This is a genomic window from Kitasatospora sp. NPDC101447, assembly GCF_044767225.1.
In the GTDB taxonomy this organism is placed as follows: domain Bacteria; phylum Actinomycetota; class Actinomycetes; order Streptomycetales; family Streptomycetaceae; genus Kitasatospora.
Genome location: NZ_JBIWNL010000063.1, coordinates 1 through 13,625, shown reverse-complemented (window position 1 = coordinate 13,625; position 13,625 = coordinate 1). Strand labels below are relative to the sequence as shown.

General features: G+C 70.5%; 13 protein-coding genes and 1 pseudogene. 5 read left to right on the top strand and 9 right to left on the bottom strand.

Translation table 11 applies throughout. The annotated features are described in order from the left end of the window. Positions 1–1,327: 1,327 nt before the first annotated feature. Positions 1,328–1,468 (bottom strand): hypothetical protein, encoded by a 141-nt coding sequence (locus ACIRST_RS41345; RefSeq protein WP_402809710.1) that lies wholly within the window; start codon positions 1,466–1,468, stop codon positions 1,328–1,330. 351 nt (positions 1,469–1,819) lie between these two features. Between ACIRST_RS41345 and ACIRST_RS41340 the strand changes: the two genes are divergently transcribed. After that, positions 1,820–2,764, top strand: coding sequence for a hypothetical protein (locus ACIRST_RS41340; RefSeq protein WP_402809708.1), 945 nt, complete (start codon positions 1,820–1,822; stop codon positions 2,762–2,764). A 317-nt stretch (positions 2,765–3,081) separates the two neighbouring features. On the opposite strand, the gene ACIRST_RS41335 is transcribed toward ACIRST_RS41340, so the two are convergent. After that, complete coding sequence (locus ACIRST_RS41335) at positions 3,082–3,312, bottom strand: hypothetical protein (protein ID WP_402809705.1); 231 nt, start codon at positions 3,310–3,312, stop codon at positions 3,082–3,084. Between the two features lie 83 nt (positions 3,313–3,395). Further along, entirely contained in the window at positions 3,396–3,611 is a 216-nt protein-coding gene (locus ACIRST_RS41330) for a DUF6243 family protein (RefSeq protein ID WP_402809738.1), read from the bottom strand. A 2,333-nt stretch (positions 3,612–5,944) separates the two neighbouring features. On the opposite strand from ACIRST_RS41330, the gene ACIRST_RS41325 reads away from it, so the two are divergent. Together ACIRST_RS41325 and ACIRST_RS41320 are read left to right on the top strand one after the other, a co-directional pair. Further along, positions 5,945–6,619, top strand: a complete 675-nt coding sequence (locus ACIRST_RS41325) for an SMI1/KNR4 family protein (RefSeq protein ID WP_402809702.1) — start codon at positions 5,945–5,947, stop codon at positions 6,617–6,619. Between the two features lie 517 nt (positions 6,620–7,136). Further along, the gene (locus ACIRST_RS41320; RefSeq protein ID WP_402809736.1) at positions 7,137–7,661 is read left to right on the top strand and encodes an SMI1/KNR4 family protein; all 525 of its coding nucleotides are present in this window, start codon (positions 7,137–7,139) and stop codon (positions 7,659–7,661) included. 33 nt (positions 7,662–7,694) lie between these two features. Here the strand turns inward: ACIRST_RS41320 and ACIRST_RS41315 are convergent, their stop codons facing one another. Genes ACIRST_RS41315 through ACIRST_RS41300 form a run of 4 tightly spaced genes read right to left on the bottom strand, consistent with a single transcriptional unit; the run spans position 7,695 to position 11,430 of the window. Then, complete coding sequence (locus tag ACIRST_RS41315) at positions 7,695–8,153, bottom strand: DUF6262 family protein (RefSeq protein ID WP_402809700.1); 459 nt, start codon at positions 8,151–8,153, stop codon at positions 7,695–7,697. After that, positions 8,150–8,827: a tyrosine-type recombinase/integrase gene (locus ACIRST_RS41310; RefSeq protein WP_402809697.1), complete on the bottom strand. Its 678-nt coding sequence runs from the start codon at positions 8,825–8,827 to the stop codon at positions 8,150–8,152. The genes ACIRST_RS41315 and ACIRST_RS41310 overlap by 4 nt, the downstream gene beginning before the upstream one ends. Then, a complete protein-coding gene (locus tag ACIRST_RS41305; RefSeq protein WP_402809695.1) occupies positions 8,760–10,304 on the bottom strand; it encodes a hypothetical protein in 1,545 nt (514 codons plus the stop codon). Before ACIRST_RS41305 ends, ACIRST_RS41310 begins: the two co-directional genes overlap by 68 nt. After that, positions 10,294–11,430 carry a tyrosine-type recombinase/integrase gene (locus ACIRST_RS41300; RefSeq protein ID WP_402809693.1) on the bottom strand — a complete coding sequence of 379 codons (1,137 nt, stop codon included), beginning with the start codon at positions 11,428–11,430 and terminating at the stop codon, positions 10,294–10,296. Before ACIRST_RS41300 ends, ACIRST_RS41305 begins: the two co-directional genes overlap by 11 nt. A gap of 162 nt (positions 11,431–11,592) precedes the next feature. Here ACIRST_RS41300 and ACIRST_RS41295 point away from each other — a divergent pair. Further along, positions 11,593–11,742 (top strand): annotated as a pseudogene (locus ACIRST_RS41295) (ATP-binding protein); the annotation flags it as partial. A 129-nt stretch (positions 11,743–11,871) separates the two neighbouring features. On the opposite strand, the gene ACIRST_RS41290 reads toward ACIRST_RS41295, so the two are convergent. Both ACIRST_RS41290 and ACIRST_RS41285 read right to left on the bottom strand, forming a co-directional pair. Then, positions 11,872–12,399 (bottom strand): hypothetical protein, encoded by a 528-nt coding sequence (locus tag ACIRST_RS41290; RefSeq protein ID WP_402809744.1) that lies wholly within the window; start codon positions 12,397–12,399, stop codon positions 11,872–11,874. 48 nt (positions 12,400–12,447) lie between these two features. Then, a complete protein-coding gene (locus ACIRST_RS41285) occupies positions 12,448–13,023 on the bottom strand; it encodes a hypothetical protein (RefSeq protein ID WP_402809742.1) in 576 nt (191 codons plus the stop codon). Positions 13,024–13,293: 270 nt separating this feature from the next. On the opposite strand from ACIRST_RS41285, the gene ACIRST_RS41280 reads away from it, so the two are divergent. Beyond that, positions 13,294–13,590 (top strand): ATP-binding protein, encoded by a 297-nt coding sequence (locus tag ACIRST_RS41280; RefSeq protein WP_402809734.1) that lies wholly within the window; start codon positions 13,294–13,296, stop codon positions 13,588–13,590. Positions 13,591–13,625 lie beyond the last annotated feature (35 nt).

Sequence of the window (13,625 nt, the reverse complement as noted above, 5' to 3'; positions counted from 1 at the left end):
AGGCCCCGGGCGGCGCGAACACCCCCTCCTCCCCGCGTCCGCGGGGGTCAGCCGCCGCTTTCATAAACGACGAGAATTCGTCGATCCTCCTCCCCGCGTCCGCGGGGGTCAGCCGTGGAAGCGGGCGAAGGGCTCGTCGTCTCCGTTCTCCTCCCCGCGTCCGCGGGGGTCAGCCGGCCCGCCACAGCTCGATTCGGGAGTCGTCGGTCTCCTCCCCGCGTCCGCGGGGGTCAGCCGGCGCCGGCGTTGCCCAGGTAGTCCGACAGCTGCTCCTCCCCGCGTCCGCGGGGGTCAGCCGCTGCGCCTGTCCGTCCAGCACCTGGCCGCCGCCTCCTCCCCGCGTCCGCGGGGGTCAGCCGGCCGACCGGCCCGGCGTGTGGGTGATGGTCGGCTCCTCCCCGCGTCCGCGGGGGCCAGCCGGCCTCAGCGGACGCCACCGGGATGATGCGGGTCTCCTCCCCGCATGCGCGGGGGTCAGCCGGCGAGGTGTTCGCGGTCGACGACACCGTTCGGCTCCTCCCCGCAGGCGCGGGGGTCAGCCGGTGTTCATGCTCTGCGCGGCGATCGTGGCGGACTCCTCCCCGCAGGCGCGGGGGTCAGCCGCAGGGCCAGATCATCACCGACGCGTTCGGGCGCTCCTCCCCGCAGGCGCGGGGGTCAGCCGAACGTGGGAGGAACCTCCCAAGCCACATCCCCCTCCTCCCCGCAGGCGCGGGGGTCAGCCGTGGGGCAAGGGACCGCTGACGTGCGCGCTGGTCTCCTCCCCGCAGGCGCGGGGGTCAGCCGCGGCGGGCGATCGAGGAGGCCGACAAGGTCGCCTCCTCCCCGCAGGCGCGGGGGTCAGCCGACCGTCCCCCTCGACGGCCAGTTTGAGGCCGTCTCCTCCCCGCAGGCGCGGGGGTCAGCCGGGGGTGCCCAGTGGCTGGATACATCGAGGATCCTCCTCCCCGCAGGCGCGGGGGGTCAGCCGGTGGCGACGGGCACCCTGACCGGCGTGCAGACCTCCTCCCCGCGCGAGCGGGGGTCAGCCGTCATCGAGGTCGCCGTCGGGCACATCGCCGTTCTCCTCCCCGCGCGAGCGGGGGTCAGCCGAACTCGCTGGATCGAGCTGGCCAGGTCGTTCCACTCCTCCCCGCACGCGCGGGGGTCAGCCGGTGCCCTACACCGCCTACCAGAAGGCCTCACGCCCTCCCCGCAGGCGCGCGGGTCAGCCGGTGACAACTCCAGGTGATCGCTTCCCCCCCACCTCCTCCCCGCAGGCGCGGGGTCAGCCGACGCCCCCAGGCGCGCTTAGCTGCCGCGATCGTCCTCCCCGCACCCGCGGGGGTCAGCCGACCTGGTGGTCGGCGAGCAGTCGTTGGTGCGGCGGCGGAGCAGGCCAGACATCGGGCCGGGTGGGCCGGTCGTCGGGGTCCCTGGTCATGCTGCGCCACCGGGCGGGGCGGACGCGGACGTCGATGGCCGTCACGGTGCGGGTGTGCCGGGCAGCAGCTGGTTGAGGTCGGTGAGGATGCTGCGCAGGTGGAGACGCAGCTGGGCGGCCCAGGTCGGGGAGTCGGCGAGCACGCGCACGCGGCGGGTGGTCGGGTTGTAGCTGGCGGGGTGTCAGTGGGCGGCGGCGTCGGGGCCGACGATCGTGGGCCAGCGGTCGCGCAGCCCCCGTCGGCGGTGCCCAGGCTCCAGCCGTACGCGGCGACCAGGGCGAGGAACACCTCCGCGACCGGCTCGGGTTCGCGCGGGCCGCGGCGGGCAGCCCGGCACCGGAAAACGGTGCCGGGCCCCTGCTCCCGGGCCCCGGCACCGGGCTACTCTCCTCGGCATGGTTCACCCCGCACACCCCCGCCGGATCGTCACGCGCCTCGTCGACGGTGCCGTCTGCGCCTACGACCTGAGTGCCGGCGCCACGGGCGTCCTGACGCCCGCCGCAGCCTTCCGGCCGCACGGCGAGGACGAGGCCGTCTCGCACGCCGCCTCCGCCGACCTTCACCGGGCCTACTACGCGACCCTCGACGCGGTCGTCTGCGTGACGGCCGAGGGAGCCGAGCTCTGGCGGTCGGAGTTCGAACCGCAGTCCGACGGACGGTTCGGGCACCAGCCCGCATGTGCGCTGTCGTCGGACGGACGACTCCTCTGGGTCTACCGGCCGGACGCCATGGCGGGCCGCAACCGGCCGGACCAGTGGGTAGCCGTGGACACCGGGACGGGTGCGACCGTCGCCCGGGCGGACCTGCAGACCGTCGGGCACGGCGGTGTGCACCTCCTGCACCCGTCGGACGGGCAGGTGCTCCTCGACGTGGGCGAGGGGCAGGACGGCACGGTGATCCACCGCGCGTCGGTGGCCGACGGCCGGATGGAACTCTTCGGCTACCCCTGGACCGACCGCTGCCTCATCGACCTGTCGCCCGACGGCCGCCACTTCATGACTGTCGACCACGAGCAGGACGATGTCGCCGTCCACGGCTACCCGGACGGCGACGTCGAGTTCACCCTCACCGTCGACGCCTTCGGCCACGACTCGGAGGAGGTGTACGTGGAGTGGGACGGCGGCTACCTGACCCCCGACACCCTGGTCGTCACGCTCACCGGCGAGACCGAGGACGAGGAGGAGTGGTTCCGCCGCTACCGCGTCAACGCGCACTCCGGCCGGGTCCTGGCCCCCTTCGACGCCCGCTCGGAGGGCCCGTACGACTTCACGCCCCTCGGCGACGGAACCTGGCTCACCACGGACCCCTCCGGCCACCCCGTCCGCCGGACCGACTCCTAGGCCCTCTTGTTCGGATCCTGCTGGCCGGGCGACAAGATCCACAAGAGAGGAGCAAGCCCCCACCATCAGGTCTGATGCTGGTCCCTGGGCGGGGCTCGGCGCCTGGCGCCGGGAGCTCTCCCCGCACTTGCGGGGGTCAGCCGGGGGCCCGCTGCGCATGGCGGTGCCGGAGACGTCCTCCCCACGCCCGCGGGGTCAGCCGCTCGGATGTGTCGGGGTCGGGGCGGGGTGGCGGTCCTCCCCGCGCCCGCGGGGGTCAGCCGCGCGAGGAGAGGCGCCGGGAAACCAGCGCGCGGTCCTCCCCGCAGGCGCGGGGGTCAGCCGATCAACGTGGTGACCATGCCGATGCCCGCGATGTCCTCCCCGCGCCCGCGGGGGTCAGCCGGCTGCTCGTAGCCGTCGATCCGCATTGAAGAGCTGCGGCTGCTCGCAGCCCCGGAGGCCGGGATCGAGAAGATGCGCTCGGGCCTGCGCCGGTTGTGCGTGGAGGGCCCGACCGCGGAGCTGGTGCCCAGGTCGAACATGCCGTCGCCTGGCTCGTCGGCCACGGGAACCTGACTTCACTGGCAGTAGACCCCGACCGCGCGTCGTGGTCCGGGCCCTGCCCCGTGCCCCCTGCGGCGGCGGTGCGTCAGCTCTGTGCGGTGTCGTCGCCCGTCTGCGCGGCGCCTTCGGCGGTGCCTGTCTTGTCGCGCATCCTTCGCACCAGCTCCGCCTTCTGGTCGGCCGCACCCTGGCGGTCGAGGTTGCGGTGCGGACCGTTGTTCTGCCGTTCGGCGCGAGACAGCCTCTTGCGCTGGCCGCCACCCATGCCCACGGGGTTGTTGATGTTCTTGCTCACGGTCAGGGTCTCCGGTCAATGGTGTGAAGTGATCTACGGATTCATCGCTCGGGGATGGTCGGCGACGTCGAAGGACGTCGACAGGAGCCCGTCACGCTCTTACTCGTAAATCGGTGTCTGGAAGAACACGACAAGAACGTTACCCGGGTCCGTCGACCCCACATACCAACCTTTTCGCTCCCCTGGATCCGGCCGGGCCTTCGCCGCCCGGATCCGGCTGCTTCCTGCCGGGAACCCGTCGGCGACCGGACGGCGCACCTCGGCCACAGGACCGACCGCCCAGCTCCGTCACCGCCAGAGCACCGGGCGTCCATCCTGCCCCACCCTGAGAGCCACATCCGACTGGCCACAACGCCACCGACCCGACACAGTCGAGGGACGGTCTCGAGGCATGCCCGGACAGCAATGCGGCCGGTCAACCCGACAAACCGTCGGATCGACCGGCCGCATTGCGTCGGTTGAACATCCCGCCTGCGGGGGTATTCACCCGCCGTGTGTCCTGGTCGTAGGGCACGAAGTAGTAAGCGGCGATGGGAGGTGCTCGAACCCGGCACCCTCCTCCGGGCGCCAGCGGATCTCCCGAAGCGGGGCGACGCCGGACGTCAGCTAGAACGAGCCCACCCGGACCGGGAAAACGTCCATCGCCGGCTGACAGTGAGGATGTTCATGAGCGGTTCCCGGTCAGGTCTGACCCGACGCCTGACTGACCTCGGGTCCTCAACGGGATCTGTCGGCCTCGTCCGGGAACCGCTTGTGAGCATCCGCTGGCCCGGCTTGCGTGACCTCATAAGAGCCTGGCCAGAGGCCCCTTCACTGTCCTGTCCTGTCCGCCGGACCGGCGGCTGGCACCCTGACCGGAGTCCTCCCCGCGCCCGCGGGGGTCAGCCGGCAGCCTGGATCGCTCTGGCCAGTCCGTTGTCGTCCTCCCCGCGTCCGCGGGGGTTGTTGTCACCCGCCGAGGACGGCCATGCACCATGACACGATGAAACCCGCACCTTGACACCACAACAGCACACCCAGACCAGTCAAGAAACGGCAAAGCCGCTGCTGCGCCGCAGGTCAGAAAGCCTCCTCCCCACAGGCGCGGGGGTCAGCCGTCGTACCGGAGCGCGCCGCTAGCCCGCTTCCCCTCCTCCCCACAGGCGCGGGGGTCAGCCGACCCGGGTTGCCTGGGTCGCCAGCGTCGCCAACCTCCTCCCCACAGGCGCGGGGGTCAGCCGATCGCCGAGGGGCACTACCGGCCCGGTGACAACTCCTCCCCACAGGCGCGGGGGTCAGCCGTGACCTGCGCGTTTTCGATCACGTGTGCTCCTCCCCACAGGTGCGGGGGTCAGCCGCCGTCCAGCAGGTCCAGGAGCAGCAGGCCGCCCTCCTCCCCGCAGGCGCGGGGGTCAGCCGGTCAGCACAGACGGAAGCGACGCTCGGGTGGACTCCTCCCCGCAGGCGCGGGGGTCAGCCGGGCGAGCATGCCTTCAATCGCCGCGAGCAGGAGTCCTCCCCGCAGGCGCGGGGTCAGCCCTCGGCGCGCACCGCGTGGAGGCGCTCGGCCTTCTCCTCCCCGCAGGCGCGGGGGTCAGCCGCCAAGACGCGCGCCCCCGCCGGCCGCTGCGTCCGCCTCCCCGCACGCGCGGGGGTCAGCCGACCTTCGGTACTCGACCACGGGGCAGGGCGGCGTTCTTCCCGCGCCCGCAGGAGTCGGCCGGTAACGGCCGGGCACCGGAACTCGCTGCAGCAGTCCTCCCCGTGCCTGCGGGGGTCAGCCGTTCACCCACCCCATGAGACCGGACGTCGCCACGTCCTCCCCGCACGCGCGGGGGTCAGCCGGACGTGATGGCGATCGCCTGCGTCGGGTTCATCTCCTCCCCGCTCGCACGGGGGTCACCCGCCGAGGTAGGAGCCATGGCGAAGGCACGTCCGCTCTTCCCCGCAGGCGCGGGGGTCAGCCGGAACTCGAACGGCTGCTACGGGAACGGCAGATCTCCTCCCCGCGCGAGCGGGGGTCAGCCGCAGGTCATCCAGGCCGCGATCGCGGTTGCCGGCTCCTCCCGGCGCGAGCGGGGGTCAGCCGACCGGCGGCCTGGGCGACAACCTGTACATCGGCTCCTCGCCGCACTGGGGGGGCAGCCGGTGAGCAGGCTGACGATGACGGCGATGTAGACATCCCCCCCGCACGCGCGGGGGTCAGCCGGCGAAGCTGCTCGACCTGGCCGATGCCCATAGCTCCTCGGATCGAGCGGGGCTCGCCAGCCGGCGTTCTTCCGGTCAGGTCAGTGGCTTGTCGGAGCCCGTGGCCTAGAGTGCAGCCTCTGACGGGCTGACGGCCGGAGAGGGGCTGGGCGATGACCGAGGCGTGGGACCGGCTCCGGGCGATCATGGGCGAGCCGGTCTACATCCCGGCGCGAGTGCCGTGGGAGCTGGCACCGGCCGAACTCGGGGTCCAGCTGCCGTCGGACTACCGGGCGTTCGTCGACTTGTACGGCGCGGTGAACCTGAACGGCGAGTGGGGCGTGCGATCACCGACGAAGCATTCCCGCATAGCCGACTCTCCGGGCGGCCTGGCTGGGTGGCGCTTTGAGACCGACACCGAGTTCCGGGAGCAGGTTGAGGGTGAGGACGAGTTCTGGGACCAGGAACACACCCCTGTCTTTCCGGACCCGGGCGGGCTGCTGCCCTGGGGCATGAACAGCAACCACAACTACTGCTGCTGGCTGACCACCGGCCCGGACCCGGAGCAGTGGCCGGTGGCCGTGTTCTGCGACTTCGACGGCATCGACGACGGTGAACTCGCCCGTTTCAACGGCGGCTTCGCTGAGTTCGTGGCGACCGTACTCACCGGCGCCTACGCCCATGAGGATGAGTTGCTGGTGCGCCCGGACCCGGAAGAGTGGGGACCTCAACCGGTCCGACCACTCTGGACACCCGCCTACGACTGGACCGGCAAGGACTGGGGCGCGGAGTGGGGCATCTCCTGGTACCGGCCCACCGGCTCGACGGAGATGCCCTGGACCAGGTAACGACGATCCGGGTACATCACTGTGACTGTGCCGAGGCTGCCTCAACTCGTGCGCGACAGGAGGAACGACCCCACCCGTGAGCTGGATGGTCAAGCGGCGAGGGCGAGAGCGAGGGCGGAGTAGGAGCAGGCGGTCGCCTCGTCGAGCGCTACTGCAACGACCTCAAGGACCCTCGTCCCCGCGCCAGCGGGGGTCAGCCGCCCATGCGCTCGACGTACGACGTCGCGATCGACTCCTCCCCGCGCGCGGGGGTCAGCCGCAGAGGTTCGGGGAGCGGGGTGCCGCTCCGCGTCCGCGGGGGTCAGCCGTTCCACATGGCCACGGTGAGCGCAACCAGGGCGTCATCCCCGCACGCGAGAACGTCGTCTTCCTCGGGTCGCCCGTTATCGCCGGTTTGATCTTGATCTGAGTACGTCTTCCCTGTTCAGACTGTTCCTTCTATAGATGTGACGTGGTCAGCAGGGGTCGATGATGCGCTGCCACCGAAGTCTGACCGGGTCGCTAGCGTGTGCGTGTGATGACCACGGATGATCGACAGTTCCCTGCCGCGCTCGCTGCTGCAATGGCGGTTCCGTTCGAATACGACGGCGGCGAGGGGGTCGACTTCGAGCCCTTCGCCGCATTCCTATCTGCCGAGGAGACCACCGACTGGTTCCGCGCCTGGACCGGCAACGGGGAACTGAGCGGCGACGACTTTCGCGTCTTCGGCCAGGACGGCTCCGGCGGGTATGCGGCATTCTGGCTGATCCGTCCGAACCAAGAGCTGATCGACCAGCCCGTCGTCTTCCTAGGATCCGAGGGCGAGACCGGCGTGGTCGCGCGCAACTTGGGTGACTTCCTGTGGCTGCTGGCCGACGGCCTCGGCCCCTGGGAAGCAGCCACCCCGTACTCGCGCGACCGGGTCCCCCGCCCTAGCCAGGAGCTGGCAGTCGTCGCGGAACGGTTCGCACCGGGCCAGCGTCGCTCAGCCGCCGCCGTGATTGAGTTGGTCACCCGGGAGTTCCCCGACTTCGACGACACCATCATGGAGCTCTGCCGCTGAACTGGCCTCCGGCTCCTCAGAATTCCCTGGCATTCACTCAAGGTCCACTGTCTCAGGGCTGATGACCGTGGATCGTGGTGGGGTGCCTCGCCGGGCGAGCTCGCGTCGGAGGTCGAGGTTCTCGCCGTGGGCTTGTTCCAGCGCGTCCCGCAGGGCTTGGACTTCCTGGCGGTGCTGCTTCTTCAGGTGGGTGATCTGGCTGGTCAGGGCGAGGACGAGGGTGCTCTCCGCCGCGCGGGGGGCGGGGGTGGCTGGCGCGGGGATGGGCCGGGCCTGGGCTCGCAGGCGTTCGATGCGTCCGCGCAGGTCGGGGTGGTTGTAGAGGAAGGCGTGGGAGACGCCGGCCTCGCGTTGGACGGCCTGGAAGGTGATCGCCTCGCCGCGTTTGATCAGCCGCCGGATGGCCTGTTCGGCGGCCTGGGTCTTGGCCTGCGACTTCGCCTTCGCGGCGGCGGCAAGGGTCTGGGTGCGCTTGGTGCGGGCGTCGGTCACGGACGGGTCCTTCGGTGCCGGTCGAGATCAAGGCTGATCGGGACGGGTCCGGCGGGGGCGGTGCCGCAGCCGGCGCCCTGGACCGCGCGGCCGGGCTTGGCGCGGATCGTGTCCAGCAGCCGCGTGAGGGCCGCGTGCTCGGCCCGCCGCTGGAGGAGCCAGACGTTGTCCTCGGGCATCGGGCGGCCGTCACGTTCCTGGAACGCGGTGTCGGCGCGGTCGATCAGGGCTGCGGTCTCGGCCAACTGCCGCTCCAGGGCGGGCAGGTGGGTGGCGTCGGTGACGAAGACCGAGCAGGTCAGGCAGGCGTTTCCCTTGTCGCAGGTCTGCAGGGGCGGCAGCATGCACCAGCCGTGGGGCAGGAACCGGTCGGCGCGCTCGAAGAGGTGCAGGCTGTCGTGGTCGTCACGGGAGAAGACCACATGGGTTCCGTCCGCCCTGAGCTTGGCAGTGGCCAGGAACGCCTGCTCGGCGTGTTCCTCCCGGGCGGCGATGTAGTGCATCGCCATCGTCGGAGTGGCATGCCCGGCATAGCGCATCAACACGTGGACGGGCAGGCCGAGTTCGGCAAGCCGGGTCAGCTTGGTGTGGCGGAAGCGGTGGGTATTACTCAGGCCGACGGGCCGGTCCTTGCTGTCGATGATCTTCACGATCTTGCTGAACTCGCGGAGCATCCAGCTGTAGGTGCCCGAGGGGTAGGGCTTGTCGCCCTGGCGGGTTGCCGGTCCGCTGCAGGAACAGGTGACGCGGAGTGATTCCGGGGAAGCGGTCGCGGATCCACTGCCGCTGTTCCTCGATGACCGCGACGACCTCGCGGTCGACGAGGATGTTGTCCGGCGCAATGTCGATCTTGCTTTGTGCGTAATGGAAACGGGCGATCTGTTCGCCCTCGGCGGCGTCGACCGCCCTGTCGGGGACTGGGGAGAGGCAGTCGAGACGGCAGGTGCGGATCTCGCTGGCCCGTCTTCCGGTGAGGATCTGCAGCAGGATCATGCGCATGGCCTGCGGGTCGTCGAAGCCGCGGGCGGTGACCTGCTGCCCATCGCCGCGGGTGACGGCCATGTGCTCACTGCGGGGCAGGCCGAGCAGGGGCAGGGCGGCGGGGATCTGGGCGAGCGCGTGGTCGTCGACGTAGTGCTCGTCGTTGAGGTCCCGCTGGCGCGGAACGCGGGAGAGCTGGCGGAGCCAGCCGGCCGCGTGGGTGTCCGTGACGCGCGACCACGGATGGGGACCGAGGACCTGGCGGGTCTCGTTCGGGTTGGCGGCGACGAACGCGAACAGTTCGGCGACGGCCCGCAGGTCATCGTTGACCTGCCGGGGATGGACGGGCTTGTGGGTGAACCGCTGCTCGGATCGGCGAAGGAGCCGGTTGGCGGGATCGGCGGACCAGCGGCGGAACGCGGCGGCCAGCTGGATCGCGTGGGCGGGATCGCCAAGGACGTCGGTCGGCTCGGCGAACGTCGACAGCCACCGGTCGAAGCGGACAAGGGAGCGCATCTTCTCGCCCACCGTCGACCAGCGCAGGACACCGGCCTCCAACTGGGTGCCGAGCCACCAGTTCGCCGCCTCCCGCAGCCATGGGTGACTGATCTTGGAGGGTGAACAGCCGTAGTGGGCCTGCGGTTCGTGCTCCGTCAACGGGATGCGTGGGTCGCACCGGGGGTGCCACTCGTCCAGCGTCCACCAGGACCCGTCCGAGCAACGGGCGAGCAGGGCGAGGCGACTGAAGCGGAAGATGACCCGCAGGCGGGCGGCGGCCTCGCGCGGGGCCAGCCGACCCCAGCGGGTGGCATAGAACCACCGCTGCAGGCCGGCGGCCGTCTCCCAGTCCATGGCGCGGATCGACGGCGGGAAGGGATAATTCTCCCGGATCGCCCGGCGCAGGATGTTCGCGAGCTGGTTGGTGCCCAGCACCGAGGAGCGGGTGCCGTCGAGGGCCTGCCAGTATGACATCCATGCCAGTTCGGCGGGGATCGGGGCGGGCAGGCCCCGCAGGTTGATCCGGGCGTCGCCGTTCTCGGTGATCTTCTCCCAGTCGTCGATGCCGTCGCCGATGACGGGCCCCCTCCAGGGCTCGGGCAACTGCGACCACAGCCGCCAGATCGGGTCCTCGCCGCCGGCGGTGTGCAGGAGGTGATGTTCACCGGCCATCGGTCACCTGCCAGGACGAGATGTACGACTTCCAGTTCGCCGCGGCCCGCAGGGCCTCGTCCTCGCGGACCCAGCCATAGAGGTCGAGCGTGGTCTGGACGTGTGCGTGCCCGAGTCGGCAGGAGACCACCCACTCCGGGGTTCCGGCCAGCAGCAGCGCAGTCGCGTGGCTGTGGCGGAACCAGTGCGGCGTCCATGTGGCCGGGCCGATGCCCTTCTTGCGCAGGGCGGCGGTCTTGTCCCGCACCGTCCCCTCCCGCAGGGCGGCCAGCAGCGGAGGCCGGGTCAGGTTCACCAGCAGCGGCGAATGCGTGCTGATCTCGATTCCCAACTCGGCGGCCCAGCAGGCGAGATGGGTGAGGTAGTCGGCGAACAGCTTCTCCAGGTCGGTGCCGACATAGACCCGGCGGGGGCGCATCATCTTCACCCTCGCCCCGTTCGGGTTGTCCTCGCGCGGGACGATCTCGACATAGGGGGTGCCGCCGCGGCCCATGACGAAGTCGTTGATCCGCAGGCCGAGGGCTTCGCCCAGGCGCATCCCGCTCTCCGCGAGCAGGGCGAACAGCAGCCGGTCGCGCAGGTTCCCGGTCCACTCGCCAGCCGAGGCGTCCAGCGTCGCGCAGCCGTCCAGGATCGCCTGGATCTCGGCCGGTAGCAGCAACGGTGGCCGCCCGCGGTGCCGGTGGCGACGCACTCTCACCAGTGAGGAGGGGCCCGGCGTGCTGCGGGCGTCCAGGTGCGCGAGCAGCCCGCGGGCCGGGGCCCGTCGCGGTGTTTCGCGCATCAGCCGGCCCGCGACCGGCACCGAGTAGACCGCCTCCTGCCAGCGGTAGAACGAGATCAACGCAGCCAGCCTGGCCTCCAGCGTCTCCGGCGCCGGGGCTTCCTCGGGCTCGACGAGGGCGTGCTCAACAGTGCGACCGTTGCGCATCCAGGACAGAAACCCGGCGACGGCCGGGACTCCGAGATCGGCCCACTGCACGGTCTCACCGCGCTGTTCCAGGAACGTCCACCACTGCGAGAGCGAGGTCGCATAGCCCCGGACGGTGTTCGGCGACCACAGGTGCCGGTGGGCCTCCAGCCACTCCTCGACCGGCGCGACCGTCCGGTACTTCTCATCGACCACGGTCCAGGTCCGCTGCCCGCCCGGGGGCCGGACCGCCAAACTGAACGCCACTGCTTCCGTTCCGTCTCGTTGAAGAACTCCTGCTGATAGCACTTCAACAACGAGCCGATGAGGATCCGGTCACGCTCGTCGCAGACATAGAAGAGACGGGTTCAGGCCCCGTTGATAACACCCGGCACCGGCAAGACCCACCTGGCCACCGGGCTCGCTGTCAGGGCCTGCCAGGCCGGCCACCGGGTCGCGTTCGCCACCGCTTCCCAGTGGGTCGACCGCCTCGCCGCCGCCCACCACACCGGCCGGCTCCAGGACAAGCTCGGCCGCTACCCGCTGATCGTGGTCGACCTATGCCGAGACCGCGACTATGCCGAGAAGGCTGTCGGCAAGCCTGATCGTGGGCTGTGCGGCGGCTGGTCTGCTCGGCATAGTCGACGGCGGGAGGATCTATCCTGCCCAGGGATTCGGGCCCTGCTTGAGGACGACGAGCCCGCATGGCTGGTCGGCGGGCCAGAGGTCGATCCGATAGAGGAAGTGATCGCCGGGGCCGCCGTTGGTGTCGACAGCCGGTGGGTCAGACGGGATGTAGGAGACCCGGGCTCGCAACAGCCCAGCGGGAACGGTCATGCTCGGCCCGTCCTCCGGGTGGACTCCTGGGCTGGACACGGCGAGTCGGCCAGTCGGGGCAGCCAGGTCCACCTCCACGATGTGTTCAGCCGCCGACTCGATCACTGGCACGGACGTGTGGATGGTGATCAGCGATTCGACCAAGTCATCCCGTGCGGTGCCGACCGAGATCGAGTGCGGTTCCACCCCGATGCGGTGAACGTGTACCGCTTCGTCGGTCCAGCCAGCCGGCGGCAGGTCCGGGTCCGTCGCGTGCTCAGCCATCCACGCGTCATAGGGCTCAAGGTCTTGGACATAGAACTGCCCGTGATCGGCATCGATCAGGAACTTCAACGAATCATCAGCCACCGCCGCAGGCTATCGAAGCGGACTGTCACCCCCGGCTCCGCTCACGACTCACAGGCGGTCGAGGAACGCGAGGACCTTGTCGGTGGGCTGGTAGCGGCCGGGGCGGGCGGTGACCGGTGCAGTCAGGGAGAGCGCCTTCTCCTTGATGGTCATGTCGGCGTGAACGTAGGCGTCGGTGGAGCGGACGCCGGCGTGTCCGAGCCAGAGCGCGATCACCGTGGTGTCGACACCGGCCTGGAGCAGGGACATATTCAGGTCCGCACCGCTCAACCCGGCCGGGGAGAACACCCCGCCCAGCATCGCCTGCTCGGCCAGGAAGCGGCGAGCGGTATTCGCGTAACGCAGCATTGTGGTCGGTGACAGCCCGCGCTCACCGGTTATCCAGTCGCGAAACTCCTCCAAGACATCATCCAGCGGTGACACTTCGGCCTTGGGCGGCGGGACGGGCCCGGCCTCGCGCAGGTACGCGAGCAGGGGCCGCATCCCCCGCGGTCCCGGGAGCCGGCGGCGGCCTGCCCGCCGCTGATCGGACAGGAACCGCTCCACGGTCTCCTCGCCGAGATCGGCGATCCCAAGCCCCAGCCGGGACAACCACATCCCGACCTGGCCCAGGTCCTTGAGCATGTTCCGGACCGTCAGCTCGGTGTATCCCCGCGCCGTCAACCAGGACCTGTAGCCCTCGACCTGCGGCGCGAGAACACCGGCCTTCCTGCGCGTCCCCGCCATCGCAACCCCCTTCCCGCAAGGCGCTCTGCCTCGCGGTCAGGTGCTGCCCACCCCCGGCACTATGCAGAGACCCGAAGGCCCGGATTCACACGAACGAGGGCGCGGCGCGGCAGTCCTCGGCATAGTCGCGGTCTCAGCATAGGTCGATCTATGCGGATATCGGCATAGATCGACGAAGTCGGCTACATCCCGTTCGAGCCGGAGGCGGCGAACCTGTTCTTCCAGCTCGTCTCGAACAGATACGAAAGCGCCAGCGTGATCGTCACCTCGAACAAGCCCTTCGGACGCTGGGGCGAGACCTTCGGCGACGAGACCGTCGCCGCCGCCATGATCGACCGCCTCGTCCACCACGCCGAGGTCCACTCCCTCAAGGGCGAGTCCTACCGCATGCGAGGCCGCAGCGAACTAGGTGTACTGACCACGGAGGTTGGTGACGGGGTTCACGGCGCGGTGATCTTGAAATGAGTGAGGGCCTTCTGGCTCGGTGTGGATTGCGACAT